This window comes from Capnocytophaga sp. oral taxon 864, assembly GCF_002998835.1.
Lineage (GTDB): Bacteria > Bacteroidota > Bacteroidia > Flavobacteriales > Flavobacteriaceae > Capnocytophaga > Capnocytophaga ochracea.
The window spans coordinates 2,386,904-2,406,324 of sequence record NZ_CP027232.1; the positions used below are offsets into that span (position 1 = coordinate 2,386,904).

General features: G+C 40.2%; 12 protein-coding genes and 2 pseudogenes. 7 read left to right on the forward strand and 7 right to left on the reverse strand.

Annotation, left to right across the window (positions count from 1 at the left end; all coding sequences use genetic code 11):
• Positions 1-234 precede the first annotated feature (234 nt).
• Positions 235-612 carry a PUR family DNA/RNA-binding protein gene (locus C3V44_RS10755; RefSeq protein ID WP_009410371.1) on the forward strand — a complete coding sequence of 126 codons (378 nt, stop codon included), beginning with the start codon at positions 235-237 and terminating at the stop codon, positions 610-612.
• Positions 613-674: 62 nt separating this feature from the next.
• Here the strand turns inward: C3V44_RS10755 and xerD are convergent, their stop codons facing one another.
• From xerD to C3V44_RS10770, 3 genes are all read right to left on the reverse strand, one after another.
• Positions 675-1,586 (reverse strand): site-specific tyrosine recombinase XerD, encoded by a 912-nt coding sequence (gene xerD / locus C3V44_RS10760; RefSeq protein ID WP_106096456.1) that lies wholly within the window; start codon positions 1,584-1,586, stop codon positions 675-677.
• A gap of 69 nt (positions 1,587-1,655) precedes the next feature.
• Positions 1,656-2,738: a BT_3928 family protein gene (locus C3V44_RS10765; RefSeq protein ID WP_002673587.1), complete on the reverse strand. Its 1,083-nt coding sequence runs from the start codon at positions 2,736-2,738 to the stop codon at positions 1,656-1,658.
• A gap of 12 nt (positions 2,739-2,750) precedes the next feature.
• A complete protein-coding gene (locus C3V44_RS10770; protein ID WP_106096457.1) occupies positions 2,751-3,296 on the reverse strand; it encodes a DUF1599 domain-containing protein in 546 nt (181 codons plus the stop codon).
• Positions 3,297-4,107: 811 nt separating this feature from the next.
• Here C3V44_RS10770 and C3V44_RS10785 point away from each other — a divergent pair.
• From C3V44_RS10785 to C3V44_RS10795, 3 genes are read left to right on the forward strand one after another with little or no spacing between them, the layout of a single operon-like run.
• Positions 4,108-6,000 (forward strand): ABC-F family ATP-binding cassette domain-containing protein, encoded by a 1,893-nt coding sequence (locus tag C3V44_RS10785; protein ID WP_106096459.1) that lies wholly within the window; start codon positions 4,108-4,110, stop codon positions 5,998-6,000.
• A 3-nt stretch (positions 6,001-6,003) separates the two neighbouring features.
• A complete protein-coding gene (locus C3V44_RS10790) occupies positions 6,004-7,467 on the forward strand; it encodes a lipase (protein WP_106096460.1) in 1,464 nt (487 codons plus the stop codon).
• 5 nt (positions 7,468-7,472) lie between these two features.
• The gene (locus C3V44_RS10795; RefSeq protein ID WP_106096461.1) at positions 7,473-9,134 is read left to right on the forward strand and encodes an MBOAT family protein; all 1,662 of its coding nucleotides are present in this window, start codon (positions 7,473-7,475) and stop codon (positions 9,132-9,134) included.
• Positions 9,135-9,176: 42 nt separating this feature from the next.
• Here C3V44_RS10795 and C3V44_RS10800 read toward each other — a convergent pair whose 3' ends face one another.
• Positions 9,177-9,488: a hypothetical protein gene (locus C3V44_RS10800; RefSeq protein ID WP_106096462.1), complete on the reverse strand. Its 312-nt coding sequence runs from the start codon at positions 9,486-9,488 to the stop codon at positions 9,177-9,179.
• A gap of 375 nt (positions 9,489-9,863) precedes the next feature.
• Between C3V44_RS10800 and asnS the strand changes: the two genes are divergently transcribed.
• Positions 9,864-11,294 (forward strand): asparagine--tRNA ligase, encoded by a 1,431-nt coding sequence (gene asnS, locus C3V44_RS10805; protein WP_106096463.1) that lies wholly within the window; start codon positions 9,864-9,866, stop codon positions 11,292-11,294.
• A gap of 82 nt (positions 11,295-11,376) precedes the next feature.
• Here the strand turns inward: asnS and C3V44_RS10810 are convergent.
• Together C3V44_RS10810 and C3V44_RS10815 are read right to left on the reverse strand one after the other, a co-directional pair.
• A pseudogene (locus C3V44_RS10810) lies at positions 11,377-11,987 on the reverse strand (hypothetical protein).
• 90 nt (positions 11,988-12,077) lie between these two features.
• Complete coding sequence (locus C3V44_RS10815) at positions 12,078-12,446, reverse strand: DUF1573 domain-containing protein (protein ID WP_002673576.1); 369 nt, start codon at positions 12,444-12,446, stop codon at positions 12,078-12,080.
• A 457-nt stretch (positions 12,447-12,903) separates the two neighbouring features.
• Here C3V44_RS10815 and dnaE point away from each other — a divergent pair.
• Positions 12,904-17,360 (forward strand): annotated as a pseudogene (dnaE, locus tag C3V44_RS10820) (DNA polymerase III subunit alpha).
• A 117-nt stretch (positions 17,361-17,477) separates the two neighbouring features.
• A complete protein-coding gene (locus C3V44_RS10825; RefSeq protein ID WP_009410853.1) occupies positions 17,478-18,401 on the forward strand; it encodes an aspartate carbamoyltransferase catalytic subunit in 924 nt (307 codons plus the stop codon).
• A gap of 151 nt (positions 18,402-18,552) precedes the next feature.
• Here C3V44_RS10825 and C3V44_RS10830 read toward each other — a convergent pair whose 3' ends face one another.
• Positions 18,553-19,419, reverse strand: a complete 867-nt coding sequence (locus C3V44_RS10830; protein ID WP_106096464.1) for a bile acid:sodium symporter family protein — start codon at positions 19,417-19,419, stop codon at positions 18,553-18,555.
• Positions 19,420-19,421: the final 2 nt, after the last annotated feature.

Here is a 19,421-nt window from a genome sequence, read left to right on the forward strand (position 1 = left end):
AGACGAAGGTAAAGCGAAGCTAAGATGAAGGAGAAGGTGTTGGTGAAGTTAATTGGTAAATTTTAAGTGATATTCTTTTGATAAAATTATGGTTAGTAGTCTTTTTCAAGTGTGAAACCTTAAAATTATACTAAAATAAGGAAATAAAGTAAAATTCATACTATAAATATTTGCACTTGCTATAAAAAATGAAGACTTTTGCCGATAGAATAATTTAAAAATACGTACATAACGATGGAAGAAAAAGAAATATTAGACAATGAAGAGATATTCTCAAAAGTTTTAAGAGCAGGCAGACGCACCTATTTTTTTGATGTGAGAGCAACGCGTGCTAATGATTATTACTTGACTATTACCGAAAGTAAGAAGTTTACTCACGATGATGGCTCATTTCATTACAAAAAGCACAAAATCTATCTGTATAAAGAGGATTTTGAAATGTTTAAAGATATTTTAAACGAAATGACTAACTATGTTTTTGATGAAAAAGGAGAGGAAGTAATTTCTGAACGTCATCAAAAAGATTTTAAAAAGAACTATTACAATGAGCGATTGGAAGGCGTAAGCAATAGTAATGGTGTTTACAAAGACCTTGATTTTGAAGACCTATAGTTAAAAATCTAATAAGGAAAAACTTCACTCATCTGTTTGTAATAGAGTGATGACATAATAGGCTATTGGGTAAAGTTCATCTTATGGCGTGGGTGGTATTTCACCAAAGCTTCCCTCAAATATGACTTCTCTACGTGTACGTATATTTCTGTGGTAGTAATATTCTCGTGACCTAACATCATCTGTATGGCACGCAGATTCGCACCGTTCTCCAATAGGTGTGTCGCAAAAGAATGTCTGAAAGTATGTGGGCTAATGGTCTTCTGTAATCCTATGTTTTCAGCTACTTGTCTTACAATAGTAAATATCATTGCGCGAGTAAGTTGTTTTCCTCTTCTGTTTAGGAAAACGTAATCTTCGTGCCCTTTTGTTATCTTTAATTGTTTACGCTGGTTATTGATATAATTGTTAATTTGTTTCTGCGTATAGCTTTCAATAGGCACTAAGCGCTGTTTGCTACCCTTCCCCATTACTCTAATGAAATCTTCTTCGAAAAACAAGTCGGATAGACGGAGAGAAACCAATTCCGACACTCGCAACCCACAACCGTAAAGTGTTTCTATAATAGCTTTATTACGATGCCCCTCATCGGTGCTGAGGTCTATGGAGGCGAGCATAGCATCTATTTCTTTTAAGGAAAGTGTATCGGGGAGTTTTACACCTATTTTAGGGCTGTCGATAAGGCTCATAGGGAAGTCTTCACGTCCTTTCTCAGAAATCATAAACTTAAAAAAACTTTTTAAAGCCGATATGAGTCGGGCTTGTGAACGTGCGTTGAGTTCTTTGGAGACTTCGTATACGAACTGGCGCAAGGTATCTACCTGAATAGTATCGGGGGGTTCAGTGATATTGTATTTTTCCAAATACCCTATGAGTTTCTCAATATCTAACCCATAAGACACAACAGTATTCTGCGATAAACCACGTTGTAATCGCAAATAATTCTGATAATCGGTATTTACTTTACGCCACACGTTTTTAGGTAAAAGATAAAAGATAAAAGGTAAAACCAGCGATAGCTGGAAATGTGAGTAAAAGGTGTGTTATTTATCAATTGATAATTTTTCGCTGTCGTTATAATGCTTTTTATCGATGATAGTACCCTTGGAAAGCACTATAAGTCCAGGATTAGAACGTATCATTGTTTTGAGGGTAGTAGCATCGTTATAATAAAAGTTGAAATTGAGTTCGTATTTCTTTACAATATAAGGAGCTTTCTCCATTTGTGAGGTAAGACCTATCACGGTATATCCGTTTTTAAGAGCTTTATCGGTTACTGTTTTGATTGCCTTAAAAGCCTCTTGGTCAGCAAGGTCGAGGCGATAAGAAACTACCATCAAGAGCTTTTCTTCTGCCATAAATTGTGGCAAATAGTCTGTTTCTCTATCTTTATCTTGAATATAAAAATCGTGTATAGGAGGCAATTCGGTAGTAGAGGTAGAGCTTACATATTCACCATCTACTTTTGGGAAACTTGCATCTTTAGTTACAATCACTTTTTCTTTGCCGTTTACTTTGAAAGTCCAATAATAAGTAACGGCATTGGGCGGTAATTCCATACCTTTGGGGATATTTGTTCCTATCTTATATGGGCGAAAATCTTTTATGGGTAAGTGATTGTACACGTAATATACAAAGCTTATGCAGAAAAGCACAGAGATTACTGTAATTAATAAAGGTAAATTGCCTTTGGTAATGGGTTGTACATATTTTTGCCCCCAAAAGACGATGAGAGCTAAAACTAATAGTACCATATCTTTGGTAAACGATTGCCAAGGTGTAAATTTGATAGCATCACCAAAACAACCACAATCAGTTACTTTGTGAAAATAAGCCGAATAGAAGGTAAGGAAGCCGAAGAATACTAACATAGCCAGCAAAAGCCACAAAGTGAGCTTCTTTTTATAGCCTACCAATAAGGTTACCCCCAAAACTACTTCGAAAATACATACCAAAATGGCAAAAGTTAAAGTGTATGGTACAAAAAAAGGCATATTGAGCACATCGGGAGCAAAATAGTCCTCCAATTTAAATGAAAAGCCCATAGGGTCATTGAGTTTTATCATTCCACTGATGATAAAAGTAACGCCTAATAATATGCGACAAAGCTGGATAAGATATTTCATATAAGTTGTTATTTAGTTGTTATGTTGATTGTTTAAATGTATGAGAGCAAACACTGCATAGTTTATCATATCTTGATAATTAGCATCAATGCCTTCACTAACTAATGTTTTTCCTTTATTATCTTCAATTTGTTTTACACGCAAGAGCTTTTGCAGGATAAGGTCGGTAAGAGAGCTTACCCGCATTTCGCGCCACGCCTCGCCATAATCGTGGTTTTTAGCTTCCATAAGGGAGCGTGCTTCGGCAACTTTGGCGTCGTATAGAGCCGTTGCCTCTTCGAGACTAAGGTCGGGTTGGGTAGCCACTCCTTTATTTATTTGAATAAGAGCCATCAGGGCATAGTTGATGATGCCTATAAACTCGGCTGTCTCGTCTTCATCGATTTTATGCTCGGCATTCTCTTGTAACCCTCGAATGCGTTGTGCTTTGATGAGAATCTGGTCAGTAAGAGAAGGGAGGCGCAAGATACGCCAGGCACAGCCATAGTCTTTCATCTTGTTGATAAAGAGCGTACGACATTGTTCAATAACCGTGTTATATTGTTTAAGAGTGTTCATTTTAATTAGGTGACAGGTAATGAAAGTGCAAAGGTACGAAGTAATTAGCAAATGGACAAATTTGGAAATTTGGAAATGAGAAAATGGGAGAATTAGGAAATGAGAGAATTAGAGAATTAGAAAATTAGCAGATTAGTAAATGGAGGCGGAGAAAAACGAAAGATATCAGAAGTGAGTTAAGCGGAATTTTGATGAAAAAATGCTATTAGAAGGGTGGGGTAGCTTATAGAGAGCTTATAGGAAGCTTATACGAATCTTGGACGATTGGTATAGAAAGGGTATATAAGTGTTTGATTCATAATATCATACAACAACGCTAAAAATGTTAAAAACGGGGTTTCGAGGCGAAAGAAAGGGAAAAGGCACTAGGCCTTAGGCCATAGGCACTAGGGGGAGTATGACGGAAAAAGGGGAATGTGGTGGCGGAAAAAATGATGAAAACTTCTTTCTATTCAGAATCTCCGCTCTGGCGGAGCACATACCCAGCTGTCACTGGCTACCTTCAAAAGGGGAGCGTAGCGATGGGGAAGCGAGAGAAACATCCCCCTAGCCCCCTTCAAAGGGGGAGTGTAGCGACGGAAAAGGGGGAATGTGGTGACGGAAAGGCGGAGAAAAAGAGGTTGATGAATGAAGAGATAATGAGCGGTGGGTGAAGGTAAGGCAGTGAAAAATGCTGTGAATTTTGAGATTTGATTTTAGTGATTGGGGATTTTTTGCGAAGGGTTGTACTGATTTTACCTAATAATTAGGCATTATTTATTGCTAATTACTTATAGTTTTGTACTTTTGCGCCCGAAATAACGAATATCATATGCTGAACGTTCACAACCTATCTGTTTCTTTTCAGGGCGAGTACCTCTTTGAGGACGTTGCTTTTATGCTCAATGCGGGCGACCGTGTGGGGCTTATTGGCAAGAACGGAGCGGGGAAATCGACGATGCTCAAATTGCTTTCACGCGAACTTAAACCCGATACCGGAGGCATTGCTACCGATAAAGATGTACGCATCGGATTTCTGAAACAGGATATTGATTTTGTGAAAGGACGTACCATTTTGGAAGAAGCCTATCAGGCATTTACTGAGATTAAGGCTTTGGAACGTCAGTTGGACGATATTCATCACCAGATAGAAACCCGCACTGATTACGAGAGCGAGGCGTACCACGATTTGCTTGATAAACTCAGCGACTATACGCATCGTTTCGACCTTATAGGGGGATACCAATATCAAGGTGAAACCGAGAAAGTGCTATTGGGGTTGGGCTTTCAGCGGAGTGATTTCGACAAGCTCACCGATAGTTTTTCGGGTGGGTGGCGTATGCGTATAGAATTGGCAAAACTGCTGTTGCAGAACAACGATATATTGCTATTGGACGAGCCTACGAACCACTTGGATATAGAGTCGATTATTTGGTTAGAACAGTTTCTCTCTACTTATAGCGGGGCGGTGGTAATTGTGTCGCACGACAGAATGTTTTTAGACAATGTGACCAATCGGACGATTGAGATTTCGGTAGGCAAAATATACGATTACCCGAAGCCTTACACTCAGTTTTTAGAGCTCAGAAAAGAGATGCGGGAACTGCAACTCGCCTCACAAAAAAACCAAGAAAAAAAGATACAACACACTGAAAAGCTCATCGAAAAATTCCGCGCCAAAGCTACCAAAGCCTCAATGGCACAGTCGCTTATCAAGAAGTTGGACAAAATAGAGCGCATAGAGGTAGACGAGGAAGACAACGCAGTGATGAACGTGCGTTTCCCCGTATCGGTAACGCCAGGGAAGGTGGTGCTGGAAATAGACGATGTATCGAAAAGTTATGGTGAAAAAGAGGTGCTCAGCCACGTGAGTTTGCTTATAGAACGAGGCAGCAAAGTAGCTTTTGTGGGACAAAATGGGCAGGGGAAAACGACCCTCGCCAAGATGATAGTGGGCGAAATACCCTATGAAGGAACTATCAGGCTGGGGCACAATGTACAGTTGGCTTACTTTGCTCAGAACCAAGCCGACTACTTAGATGGAGAACTCACTGTGCTTGATACGATGTTTAATGCAGCTAACGACAGCAATCGCACTAAAATACGCGACATACTTGGGGCTTTTCTCTTCCGTGGTGATGAGGTAGACAAAAAAGTGAAAGTGCTTTCGGGAGGGGAGCGCAACCGTTTGGCATTGGCAAAGATGCTCCTTTCGGACTTTAACGTAATGGTGATGGACGAGCCTACGAACCACTTGGATATCAAATCGAAGAACGTACTCAAACAAGCCTTACAGCAATTTGAAGGGACGCTCATCATTGTGTCGCACGACCGCGATTTCTTGCAAGGGCTTACCGATAAGGTATACGAGTTTAAGAACAAACATCTGAAAGAATATCTTGGGGACATCGATTTCTTCCTCGAACAACGTGCTGCCGTTAATTTTAGAGAGATAGAACAGCAGAGCAAAAGCACTCCTGTGCAGGTAGAAAAAGAACCGCAGAAAGAAGAAAAACTCTCGTTTGAGGAACAGAAACAGCAGAAAGCCATTCAGAATAAGCTCAACAAGATAGAGAAGAACATTACCGCTCTTGAAGACGAGCTTAAAGCGATGAATGAGCAGATGGGACAAGACGTACAGAACGATGTTTTTTACAAGGAATACGAACAGAAAAAACAGCAGTTGGAAGATTTAATGACCGAGTGGGAATTATTAATGAGTTAAGTTATGCAACCTAAAAAAATCTTACTCTTTATTGTGGGGGTGCTGGTAGCTCTCTTTACAATGACCCTTTTCAGCAGTTATCACACCACCGCCAAAGGAATGGTGCGGGAGGGTATAGTGTTTGGTGACGCGATGTTGCGTTATCCGACCCCTGATATATTGGGAATGCTCTTTAAAGGGGAAGAGGAAAATAATAAAGTAGACGAACTTATTAAAGATACTAAAACCATTGTAGACGAAAAAACCGAAAACTTAACAAAAAAGGATACTATTGTTAAGGACACGGTACAAACTTCGGAAACTAATATAGAAGGGAAAATATATTACCCGGGGAATCATACGGATTATATCAGAAGACTTAAAGAGAAACTGTGTCAGCCTACCTGCCAAATAGTGCATTATGGTGATTCGCAAATAGAAGGAGACCGTATTACCGGCTATGTGCGCAACCGATTGCAATTGGCATATACTGGCGGAGGACCGGGGTTTATCCCTATAAAAGTAGTGTACAGCCAGAACAGTGTGGACATTATTGCTTCGCCTAACTGGACGCGCTACGCTTTCTTCGACCGCAAACAGCGCAAAACGGTAGCGCACGATAAGTATGGTTTGTTCTCTACTTTCTCACGTTTTACTAATTATGTGAGCAATACTGCTGATACGACTGCCTTACCCGTAGCAAAAGCCAGCTTTACGATTAAGCCTTCGGATAAATCGTATGCACGTTTAAGAAACTACACACGCTTTGGGTTGCATTATGGCAATGCGATGGCAAAAGTGAAGATACGTGTGTATCAGGACGGGAATATTCTAAGAATAGATACTCTTATCTCAGATGGTAAATACCATAATTATAAGCTCAATTTCGCATCTACTCCTAAGGAGCTAAAAGTGGAATTGGAAGGCAAGATAAGTCCGGATTTTTATGGGATTACTCTTGATGCGTCCTCAGGAGTGCGAATGGATAACGTAGCGATGCGAGGGGAAGCAGGACGTATATTTACACGTATGAATTACGAGCATTTCAGACAGATGAGTGCTGACCGTAAACCCGATATATTTATCTTTCAGTACGGAGGAAATACAATCCCCTATATGAAAACAGACCAACAGCTTCAGGAGTATGTAAACGCGTTGATATTTAATATCAAATGGGTAAAGCGAGCCAACCCCAATGCAATGTTTATGCTTTTAGGTCCTGGAGATATGACAACTTCGCGTAATGGACAACTCATCACCTATCCTTTTGTGCCGAAAATGAACAAACTGATGAAGGAAGAAGCCTTGAAAAATGGGATTGCTTATTTTAGTATCTTTGAAGCAATGGGAGGAGAAAACTCGATGACAGCGTGGGTGAAAAAAGGAATGGCTGTTTCGGATTACGTACACTTTACGCCACAAGGGACTAAACTAATTTCGGAAGTGTTTTACCAATGCCTACTTAACGACCTTGCCACAGTGCAATAATAGCTATGATAGATTTCTTTAAAAACTTCTTTACCTTTGAGTCGGCTCACCCACTTACTTTTGTACGGATAGACTTTTGGATATTCTTTGCTTTAGTATATGCGGTGTTTGTGCTCATCTATAAGCGTAAGCACGTGCGCAACTTGTTTTTGTTGCTTGCCAGCTTTTACTTCTATTACAAGGCAAGTGGGCTTTTTGTATTGTTATTGATATTTAGTACTGTTACTGACTTTTATTTGGGGCATTATATCTATAATCAACAAGAAGAGCGAAGACGCAAAATAGGAGTTACTATTAGCGTTTGTGTGAACTTATTGGTACTTAGTTATTTTAAGTATGCTTATTTCTTTACTGATACTTACAATGCGCTATTTCACACTCATCACCAAACCTTTAACTATTTAGCCTATTGGGCAAATGGGTTTGACTATAACGGATACTTTTCAGTTGATAAAATTATATTGCCCGTAGGTATTTCTTTCTACACTTTTCAGACCATTAGCTATACAGTGGATATTTACCGCAGAAAGGTTGCACCACTGAAATCGATATTAGACTTTGGTTTTTATGTGAGTTTCTTCCCTCAGTTAGTAGCAGGTCCTATTGTACGTGCAGAAGAGTTTGTACCTCAAATTCTCAAAAAAACAGAGATTAGCAAAGAAGAGTTTAATAAGGCGATATTCCTTATTCTTAAAGGACTTATCAAGAAGATGATATTTGCTGATTTTATCGCGTTGCACTTTTTGGATAAGGTATTTGATGCTCCTGAAATGCACTCGGGCTTTTCTAACTTATTAGCTCTGATAGGTTACTCGCTCCAAATATACGGTGATTTTTCTGGCTATACCGATATAGCCATAGGGGTAGCGCTATTGATGGGCTTCCATTTGCCTGTAAACTTCAATTCACCTTATAAGGCTTTGAACTGTGGAGACTTTTGGAAACGCTGGCACATCTCGCTTTCTACTTGGTTGAAGGACTATTTGTACATTCCGTTAGGAGGTAACCGCAATAGCACCTTAGGAACTTTTGTGTTTTCCTTGCTTTTTGTAGTGATATTGGTAGTAGCGATTGGTAACCTCGCTTTTACTTTTATCACAGGGGGATTGCTGATAGCAGGTGCGGTACTAGCTTTTTATTACAAACCTTTTGAGCGTTACTTGACTACCAATATCAACATTATGCTTACGATGCTCATTGGAGGATTGTGGCACGGAGCTTCGTGGAAGTTTGTTATATGGGGTGGATTGAACGGTTTGGGTGTAGTAGCTTATAAGTATTGGCGCAAGGTGAGTCCGTACGAGCAAAGTAAGCTGTGGATCACTCGCGCTTGGAAGATAGCCTTTACCTTTGCTTTTATTACCTTTACACGCATATTCTTCCGAGGTAATGATATGGAGAGCATAAACTTATGGTTCGCACAAGTGGCGAACAATATGAGTTGGGATACTGCTACCGAAGTGATTAGACATAACAATATTCCATTAGGCGTTATCTTGATTGGTTATATTACCCATTGGCTACCACAGCATTGGAAAGACTATGTGGAACACGTGTTTGCCGAGAGCCATTACGCTGTGAAAATAGCGATAGCCTTAGTAGTAGTGCTCATTTGCTATCAGGCTTATTCTACCGATATTCAACCGTTTATTTACTTCCAATTTTAGTTAGGTAAAAGGTAGGAGTAAAAGATAAAAGGGGGAGAAAAACTATTGGGAATTAGTAGCTAAGAATACGATACAAGCAATAATGGCTATAAGCACCAAAAAAGTTACTCCAGAAATAATAAGCCCTGCGACGGCTAATGTTTTAGGCTTCTTGCTCATTCCGATAATAGATAATATCAATCCGGTGAGCCATATGATAAGGTTCACAATAGGGAGCAATACGAGGAATATTGCCACTACAGACGTTATGAACCCCACCAGACCTATGGGATTGTTATTTAGGTTGTTATCGTTATATTGCCTATTGTGAATAAACGACCAGTCGTTTGAGGTATTTTGCTTGAATTCTTCCATCTTTATTAAACAATAAATACTCGATTTTAATGCCACAAATATACAACAAAGAATTTATACTGCAAGTTAAAAAAACTTTTTTATAAGTAAAAGACACAAGCCACGCAAGTAGATGTAATTAGCAGATTTTAGAATTAGCAAATGGGAAGTGAGGCTTGAAAAGTTTTTATAGGAAAGAGAAGAGTTTAATAATTAAGGGCTGTTTGAAAGATGAGCGAATCTGAGGCGAAAGTAAGACGATGGAAACTTATGAAAAGTTTATAACAGAACAGTGTAAGAAGTGAAAAACAATTAGAGATTTAGCCAAACTCCTTTGTTATTTATTGAAAAGTTATTACTTTTGCCGTCAGAATTAGATAAGAAATAAGACGCGTTATGTATTCTATTAAAAAATTATTACAAGACGGAAAAAACATACAAGGAGAAATCACTCTTAAAGGTTGGGTGCGCACCTTCCGCAGCAACCGCTTTATTGCCCTGAACGATGGTTCTACAATCGACAATTTACAAGTAGTAGTAGATTTTGAAAATACCGACCCTGAATTGCTTAAACGCATTACCACGGGAGCAGCTATTGAAGTAAAAGGACGACTTGTGGAGAGTCAAGGTAAAGGGCAAAACGTAGAGTTACAAGCAAGTAACATCAGTATATTAGGTGATAGCAACCCTGAAGAATACCCTATCCAACCTAAAAAACACTCACTTGAATTCTTGAGAGAAAACGCTCACTTACGCGTGCGCTCTAGTACTTTTAGTGCGGTGATGCGCGTGCGTTCTACTTTAGCTTTTGCTATTCACAAATACTTTCAAGACAATGGCTTTTTCTACGTGAATACGCCTATTATCACGGGTAGTGATGCCGAAGGGGCTGGAGAGATGTTTCGTGTAACGACCTTAGATGCCAAAAATCCACCACTTAATGAAAACGGCGAAGTAGACTACAAGAAAGACTTCTTCGGTAGGGAGACAAACCTTACCGTATCAGGTCAGTTAGAAGGTGAGACTTTTGCGATGGCGCTTGGTAAGATTTACACCTTTGGACCTACTTTCCGTGCTGAAAACTCCAATACCTCACGTCACTTAGCTGAGTTTTGGATGATAGAGCCCGAAATGGCGTTCTATGACCTTATCGACAATATGAATTTGGCGGAAGATTTTATTAAATACGTATTGCAATATACCTTGGAAGTATGTCGTGACGACCTTGAGTTCTTGAACAAAAGATTTTTAGAAGAAGAGAAGACTAAACCACAGAACGAGCGCAGCACAATGTCACTCATCGAAAAACTTGAATTTGTGATTCACAATCAGTTTAAGAGGGTGAGCTACACTGAAGCGATAGATATTTTAAAGAATAGCAATCACAATAAAAAGAAGAAATTTCAATACCCCGTAAACGAATGGGGTGTAGATTTACAAAGCGAACACGAACGCTATTTGGTGGAAAAACACTTTGAGTGTCCTGTAATTCTATACGACTATCCCGCAAATATCAAAGCGTTTTATATGCGCTTAAATGAAGACGGTAAAACGGTGCGCGCGATGGATATTCTCTTCCCAGGAATAGGTGAAATTGTAGGAGGCTCACAACGTGAAGAACGTTACGATGTGCTCAAACAAAAAATAGCCGACCTTCATATGGACGAGGCAACCCTTTGGTGGTATTTAGACCTCCGTAAGTTCGGTACAGCAGTACACAGTGGCTTTGGTTTAGGTTTTGAGCGCTTGGTACTCTTTGCTACTGGAATGACCAATATCCGTGATGTGATACCTTACCCACGCACACCACAGAGCGCAGAGTTTTAATGTAAATTACATCAGGAAATATAAAAACCGAGTTACGAAAGTAACTCGGTTTTCTTGTGTAATTTTAAAAATAAAACAATGACTAAGTTGCCATTTGGTATTTGTTTACTTTTTCTTTAGCCTTGATAAGGTCGAGATTCAAGCTGTTAATCTTTTGTTCTTTGTTGAGGATTCTTCCTTTGAACTTAGCATCGTCTTGAGGAGACAAAGCTCCTTTGGCTTTCTTTAAATTATACTTGTTTTGTTCCTTAGCTAAATCAGTTTTAGCTTTGGTAATTTTAGCCTCTATTTTAGAAACCTCAGAGTTAGCTTTGGACAAGCGTTCTTGGTTCTTTTGAGCACGAGCAGCAGCTTTTTGTTGTTCTTTAGCGGCTTTTTCTTGCTCCTTAGCAACTTTTTGCTCAGCTTTCACAGCCTTTTCCTGCTCTTTTTGTAATTTTTGTTGAGCCTTTAACTGCTCTTTTGAGCTTTAAGTTCTGCTTGAGACTGAGCTTGAGTAGCTTCAACAGGAGCGGGAGCAACTACTGGAGTAGTGGTATCGGTCATAGTTCCCATTTCGTCTACTTGAGCAAATGACACTTGAGCTACGAATAGCCCAGCGAACAAAGTGAGTGTGTGTAATTTCATATCTGTCAAATTATTTAGTTTTCTTATAGGGTGCAAAGATAAGGAAAATATGCTTACCATTTGCATTTTTACAAAAGTTTAACACCAAAAAAGTCGCCTGCAAAGGAAAGAAACGCAGGCGACTAAGGAGTAAATTAAAATATAAATAGTTATGGATTATTGAACATTTCCTCTGATACGTAAGCCTTTTACAGGGCTTGATTTGGCATTGGAGGTAACAGTAATAGTCTTGCTGATAGGTCCAACACGATTAGTATCGTATTTTACTTCAATTTTCCCTTTAGCTCCTGGTGCTACGGGTTGGTTTGTCCAAGAAGGAACGGTACAACCGCAAGAAGAAGCTACGTTAGTAATTACGAGGGGTGCTTTACCAGTGTTAGTAAACTCGAACACACGCACACCGTCTGCACCTTGTTTGATGTTACCGTAATCAATTTCTTCAGATTTAAAAGAAATCTCAGCGTCTTGGGCATAAGCCATTACACCAAAAAATGCTAAAAATACAAATGTTAAAAACTTTTTCATAGTATAAAAAATTAAAAATATAAGTTTGTTTTTACGGTTATAAATAGTACAACAACCGTGCCAAAGAGTATTTTTTAAGGTAAAAATTAAGATTTAATAGTGTAAAGTAAAAAGGGGTTTGAGCGAAGAGAAAACATTGTAAGTCACACAGATAAATTATTAGTAGATTGGTGGATTTGGATATTACGGTTAGCTTATACAAGCCTTATACGATATAACGGGCAAGTGAAGCCAAGATAAATCTGAGGCTAAGAAAAGTATTAAACTTTAAAAAACTAAAAGACTTATTCTATTAAAAGGCAACTAAAAAATTGTACTTGATGGTGGAATTGACGTCGTGTTAAAATTATCAATGGTTAATTGCTAATTGTGAATTGTTTTGTATCTTTGCCCTCTCACTTTAAATCTCAATAAAACTCTTACATACATATCCAGCTAACGCTGGCTTTACCTAAAAATGTATTTAATATTCGATACTGAAACCACGGGTTTACCCCGCCGCTGGGATGCCCCCCTTACTGATAGTGACAACTGGCCTCGTGCCGTGCAGATTGCTTGGCAATTGCACGACCAGTGGGGCGCACTCATAGAACATCAGGACTTTTTGATAAAGCCCGATGGCTTCGATGTGCCTTATGATGCTGAAAAAGTACACGGTATTTCTACCCAATTAGCAGAAGCACAAGGAGTGCCTATCGCTGAGGTGTTCAAAGCGTTCAACGAGGCGCTTAGCAAGGCGCAATATGTGGTGGGACAAAACATCGGCTTTGATATCAATATTATGGGGGCTGAGTTTTACCGCTATGGGGTGGAGAGTCCGCTTACGCAAATGCCTGTAATCGATACTTGTACTGAGGCAACTGCCAACCTCTGTCAGATAGCTGGCGGAAAAGGAGGTCGTTATAAGTTGCCCACCCTCACCGAGTTGCACTCTTTCCTCTTTGGCGTACCCTTTGCTGAGGCGCACAATGCCACTGCCGACGTGGAAGCAACTACACGCTGTTTCTTTGAATTGATACGTCGTGGTGAAGGCTTCCAAGAAGGTACTTTCAGTAGCGACTATATCAAAGAATTTCAAGGGCATCACACCTCACCTATAGCTCTTATCGGACTCAAGCACGTGAACCTCAAAGAGGCTTCCGATGCCTTGCGAAAAAGCAGTAGCACTGCACAAACTACCGAACCTCACGTCGATGCTTCATTGTTAGAAAATGCGGTGTTTGCTCACCTGCACAACCATACACAACACTCTATATTACAATCTACTACGTCTATAAAAGACCTCGTAAAAATTACTGCCAAAGAGAAGATGCCTGCCGTGGCTCTTACCGATAGCGGCAATATGATGGCTGCCTTCCACTTTGTGCAAGCCGTACAAGGACATAACAAAGAGGCGGAAGCTAAAAACAAAGAGGCTGAAGAAAAGGGCGAAACCCCTACCGAAACACTCATCAAGCCTATTATAGGTTGTGAGTTCAATATCTGCGAAAATCACTTGGATAGAAGCCGACAAGACAACGGCTACCAAGTGGTGATTTTAGCTAAAAACAAACAGGGCTATCACAATCTTACCAAGATGGCTTCTATTGCTTCTACCAAAGGGTTTTACTATGTACCTCGTATCGACAAAGCAATTGTAGAGCAGTACAAAAGCGATTTGATAGTGCTTTCTGGAGGTATGAATGGTGAAGTACCTTCAAAAATACTGAACATCGGTACTAAGCAGGCGGAAGAGGCGCTTTTGTGGTGGAAAGAGCAGTTCGGAGAGGATTTCTATTTAGAGGTGATGCGCCACAACCAAGAAGATGAAAATCGCGTAAACGAAACCCTTGTAGAGTTCTCTAGAAAATATGGAGTGAAGCTCATTGCTACTAACAATACCTTCTATCTACATAAAAAGACGCCAATGCGCACGATATTTTGTTGTGTGTGAAGGATGGCGAAAAACAAAAAACACCTATTGGGCGCGGTCGTGGCTATCGTTTTGGGATGCCTAACAATGAGTATTATTTCAAAACTACCGCCGAAATGAAGACGCTCTTTAAGGATATACCCGAAGCAATTCTCAATATTCAAGAAATTATCGACAAGGTAGAACCTTACGGATTGTCGCGTGATATTCTGTTGCCTAAGTTTGATATTCCCGAGGAATTTCAAGTAAGTGATGATCCCACAGGTAAGAAAGGTGAAAACAACTATTTGCGTCATCTTACTTATGAAGGGGCTAAACGCAAATACCCCGAAATTACTGATGAAGTGCGGGAGCGTTTGGATTTTGAGCTTTCTATTATTGAAAAAACGGGTTACCCAGGTTACTTCCTTATTGTACAAGACTTTATCGCAGCAGCGCGACGTATGAACGTATCAGTAGGACCTGGAAGGGGTTCGGCAGCGGGTTCGGCAGTGGCGTTCTGTTTGGATATTACCAATATGGATCCTATTAAGTATGATCTCCTCTTTGAGCGTTTCCTCAACCCCGACCGTGTGTCTATGCCCGATATCGATATCGACTTCGAGGACTCTGGTCGCCAAGATGTCATCAACTATGTGATTGATAAGTATGGCGAGAGTCAGGTCGCACGGATTATCACCTATGGTAAAATGGCTGCCAAATCGGCTATCAAAGATACGGCTCGTGTGCTGGATGTACCTCTACAAGAGTCAAATAGATTAGCGGGCTTAGTGCCTAATGGAGTGTCATCTTTAGGGAAGATGTTCGGTTGGGACGATAAAACCCTCAAAGAAAAAGTGCGTAGTGAAGAACTGCCAAAAGTAGACGAACTGAAACGCCTTTTGGCAGGAGAAGGGGAGGAGGAGAGTACCCAAACCATTCAGCAGGCAAATATTATTGAAGGTTCAGTGCGCAACACGGGTATCCACGCTTGTGGGGTGATTATTACCCCCGACGATATCACCAACTTTGTGCCCGTAGCTTTAGCCAAAGACTCCGACTTATTTGTGACTCAGTTCGATAACTCGGTAGTAGAGAGCGCAGGGTTGCTGAAAATGGACTTCTTGGGGCTCAGTACCCTCACACTTATCAAAGATACTATTGAAAATATCAAACAAACGCATAATATAGAGCTCGATGCAGAGGCTTTTCCGCTTGACGATAAAAAGACTTACGAACTCTTCCAGCGCGGTGAAACGGTCGGGATTTTCCAATACGAGTCCACCGGTATGCAGAAATATATGCGAGAGCTTAAACCTACGGTCTTTGCCGACCTTATCGCGATGAATGCTCTTTATCGTCCAGGCCCATTGGAATATATACCTAGCTTTATCAAGCGGAAACACGGTATTGAGCCTATTGAGTATGACCTCCCCGATATGGAGGAATACCTCAAGGAGACTTATGGGATTACCGTATATCAAGAGCAGGTGATGTTGCTATCGCAGAAATTGGCAGGTTTTACCAAAGGTGAAGCCGACGTGCTCCGTAAGGCGATGGGTAAGAAACAAATAGCCGTACTAGCCAAGATGAAGCCTAAGTTCATTACCCAAGCCTCTGAAAAAGGTCACGATACCCAAAAACTCGAAAAGATATGGGCAGACTGGGAGAAGTTTGCCGCTTATGCATTCAATAAATCGCACTCCACCTGCTATGCTTGGGTGGGTTACCAAACGGCTTACCTCAAAGCCAATTACCCCGCCGAGTATATGGCAGCGGTACTCTCTAACAATATGAATGATATCAAAACGATTACTTTCTTCTTAGAAGAGTGTCACCGAATGGGTATCAGGGTGTTACCTCCTGATGTGAATGAATCGTTGTATAAATTTACCGTAAATAAAAACGGTGATATACGTTTCGGTATGGGGGCTGTGAAAGGGGTAGGAAAAGCAGCTGTCGATACCATTGTAGAACAACGCCAAGAACGTCCTTATACCTCTATTTTCGATTTGGCAAAACGCGTAGATTATAAGAGTATCAACAAGAAAGCTTTTGAAAGTATCGCTTTGGCAGGAGGTTTTGATTCGTTCACTAATGTACACCGCGCACAATACTTCCACGCTGAAGCTGACGGCGTTCCCTTTCTCGAAAAAGCTATTCGCTTTGGTACTAAATACCAAGAGAGCAAGAACTCCGCCCAAATGAGTCTGTTTGGTGGTGAGAGTGAAGTAGATATCCCTGAACCTGCTGTGCCTAAATGTGAAACGTGGGGTAACCTCGAGCAGTTGCGCCGTGAGAAGGAGGTGGTAGGTATCTATATCTCAGGGCACCCGCTCGACGATTTTAAGCACGAGTTACAAAACTTTTGCAATATCAATCTATCGGAATTGCAAGACTTACAACCTTTTATTAACCGTGAACTTACAGTAGCGGGTATGGTAGCTGACCTGCAACATCGTACGGCTAAGAACGGAAAAGGTTACGGCTTTTTTACTCTTGAGGATTACGACGGCTCTTACGAGTTTAAACTCTTTGGAGATGATTATTTGAACTATCAGAAATATATGGTACCAGGGGCGTTTTTGTATATCAAATTTAAGGTGGTAGAAGGATTTCTTAATAGGGAAACCAACCAAAGAGGCGAACCTCGAATACAGTTTTTACAGATGATGCAGTTGCAAGATGTGATGGAAACCCTCTCTAAAAAACTTACTTTGCATATGAATATAGAGGAGATTAACCAAGATTTGATTGCAAAATACAAAGATTTACTACAAAAGCACAAAGGAAAACAGTCTATTTACTTTGTTGTGCACCATCACAATGAAAATATTCACCTAAATATGGAAAATGGTAATCTAAAGGTGGCGATTACTAAATCTTTTTTAGATGATTTAGACGCTCTATTTGCAAAATATCATCTCAATGACCGCAGAATGGAGAAAATAGTTGCTAAAAAGACAGAAGATACTCACGACGACGAGGAAATGGCAATGGAGGATTTGGGATTATCGGAGTAGACAATTAGTTAATTTCTATTTTGACTGCTAACGCCTAACAGCTAAAAAAATCTTCAATCGTAACTCGTAGTTTACAATTATTTTGTACTTTTGCACAACCACTTAAAAGAAAAAGAAATGAGTGCATTGAGCGTTAATCACCTGTTGGGCATTAAGTATATCACCGAAAAGGATATACAGTTAATATTTGAAACAGCTGACCACTTCAAGGAGGTTATTAACCGTCCTATTAAAAAAGTGCCTTCGTTGCGCGATATTACTATTGCCAACCTCTTCTTCGAGAATAGTACGCGCACTCGTCTTTCCTTTGAATTGGCAGAAAAACGTCTTTCTGCCGATGTGATTAACTTTTCGGCTTCTCAATCATCGGTAGCCAAAGGGGAAACCTTAGTAGATACCGTGAACAATATCCTCTCGATGAAAGTGGATATGGTAGTGATGCGTCACCCGAACCCAGGTGCGGGAGTCTTCCTCTCACAACACGTGAAAGCCTCCATTGTAAACGCTGGCGATGGAGCTCACGAACACCCTACACAAGCTCTTTTAGACTCATATTCTATACGCGAACGCTTGGGAGATGTAGCAGGTAAAAAAGTAGTGATAGTGGGGGATATACTACACTCGCGCGTGGCACTTTCGAACATCTTTGCACTCCACAAGCAAGGAGCTGAAGTGATGCTATGCGGACCTCAAACACTTATTCCTAAATACATTCATAAATTGGACGTGAAGGTAGAAACCAATTTGCGCAAGGCTTTGAACTGGTGTGATGTGGCTAATATGTTGCGTATACAAAATGAGCGACTCGACATCAGTTATTTTCCTTCTACCCGTGAATATGTACAACAATACGGACTCACCAAAGAGCTATTGGATAGCCTTGACAAAGAAATAGTGATTATGCACCCAGGACCTATCAATCGAGGGGTAGAAATTACCAGCGAAGTTGCTGATAGCTCCCAATCGATTATTTTACAACAAGTAGAAAATGGGGTAGCTATACGAATGGCAGTGATTTATTTGTTGGCGAGCAAGATTTAATAAGGTAAAAGGTAAAAGATAAAAGGTAAAAGATAAAAGGTAAAGCCAGCGAGGGCTCACAGCTGGGTATGTGAATAAAAGATAAAAAAGCGCGATGTTTAAATAGTAAACATCGCGCTTTTTAATTGTTAATGTCAATTATTAATTGTTGTTATCTTCTAATTCTGATGGTGATAAGGGCAAAGATAAAAGTGGTGAAAAAGGAGAATATAGCATACACAAGGGCGGGTTTGGTCATATCGGTATTGCCCATAAGCGTACCAGCTACCAATATTGCCAAAGCAGTGTTTTGTAGACCTACTTCTATACTGATAGTCGTTGCTTGTACGCCCGGTAATTTAAAAGATTTCAGAGCGATAAAATAACTAAGTGTCATCGCGCTGAGGTGCATTAGAAGCGTAGCAGGCAAGAGTCGGATTATTTCATCTACTGAAATACCACTTCCTCCTGATTGTTCATCGCCGAAAAACTTGATAAAGAATACAATTCCTAACAATATGGTATTGGTTACCTTTAAAAGAAAACGCATTTTAAGCGAGGTGTTAGGGAAAAATCGGTTGAAGAATAAGCCCAACAAAGCTGGTATTATAATGATTTTGGCTACTTCCCATACCATATTAAATATAGGGAGCGACACTTCGGTATGACCCCCCATAAAAACAGCTACTGCCCAATTAGACAACACCGGAATGGTAAACAGTATGAGCAAGCTATTGATAGCGGTAAGGGCTACTGCCAAAGCGGTATCGGCTTTGATGAGATAACTAATGAAATTGGAGGTAGTACCCCCAGGACATATTGATACGATGATGAGCCCTACTTTTTCGGCAGGGGGTAAATTAGAAAACTCGGCAATGATAAAAGCACAGATAGGCAAGAAGACCATCTGCAAGAAAAGCCCTAAGTACAAGGGCTTTGATTTTTTGAATATGTTTTCGAAATCGGTGAAGCGCAACGAACTGCCTATCGCAAAGGTGATAAGCATAAGCACTGCCGAGAGGAGGTAATCTATAAACATCA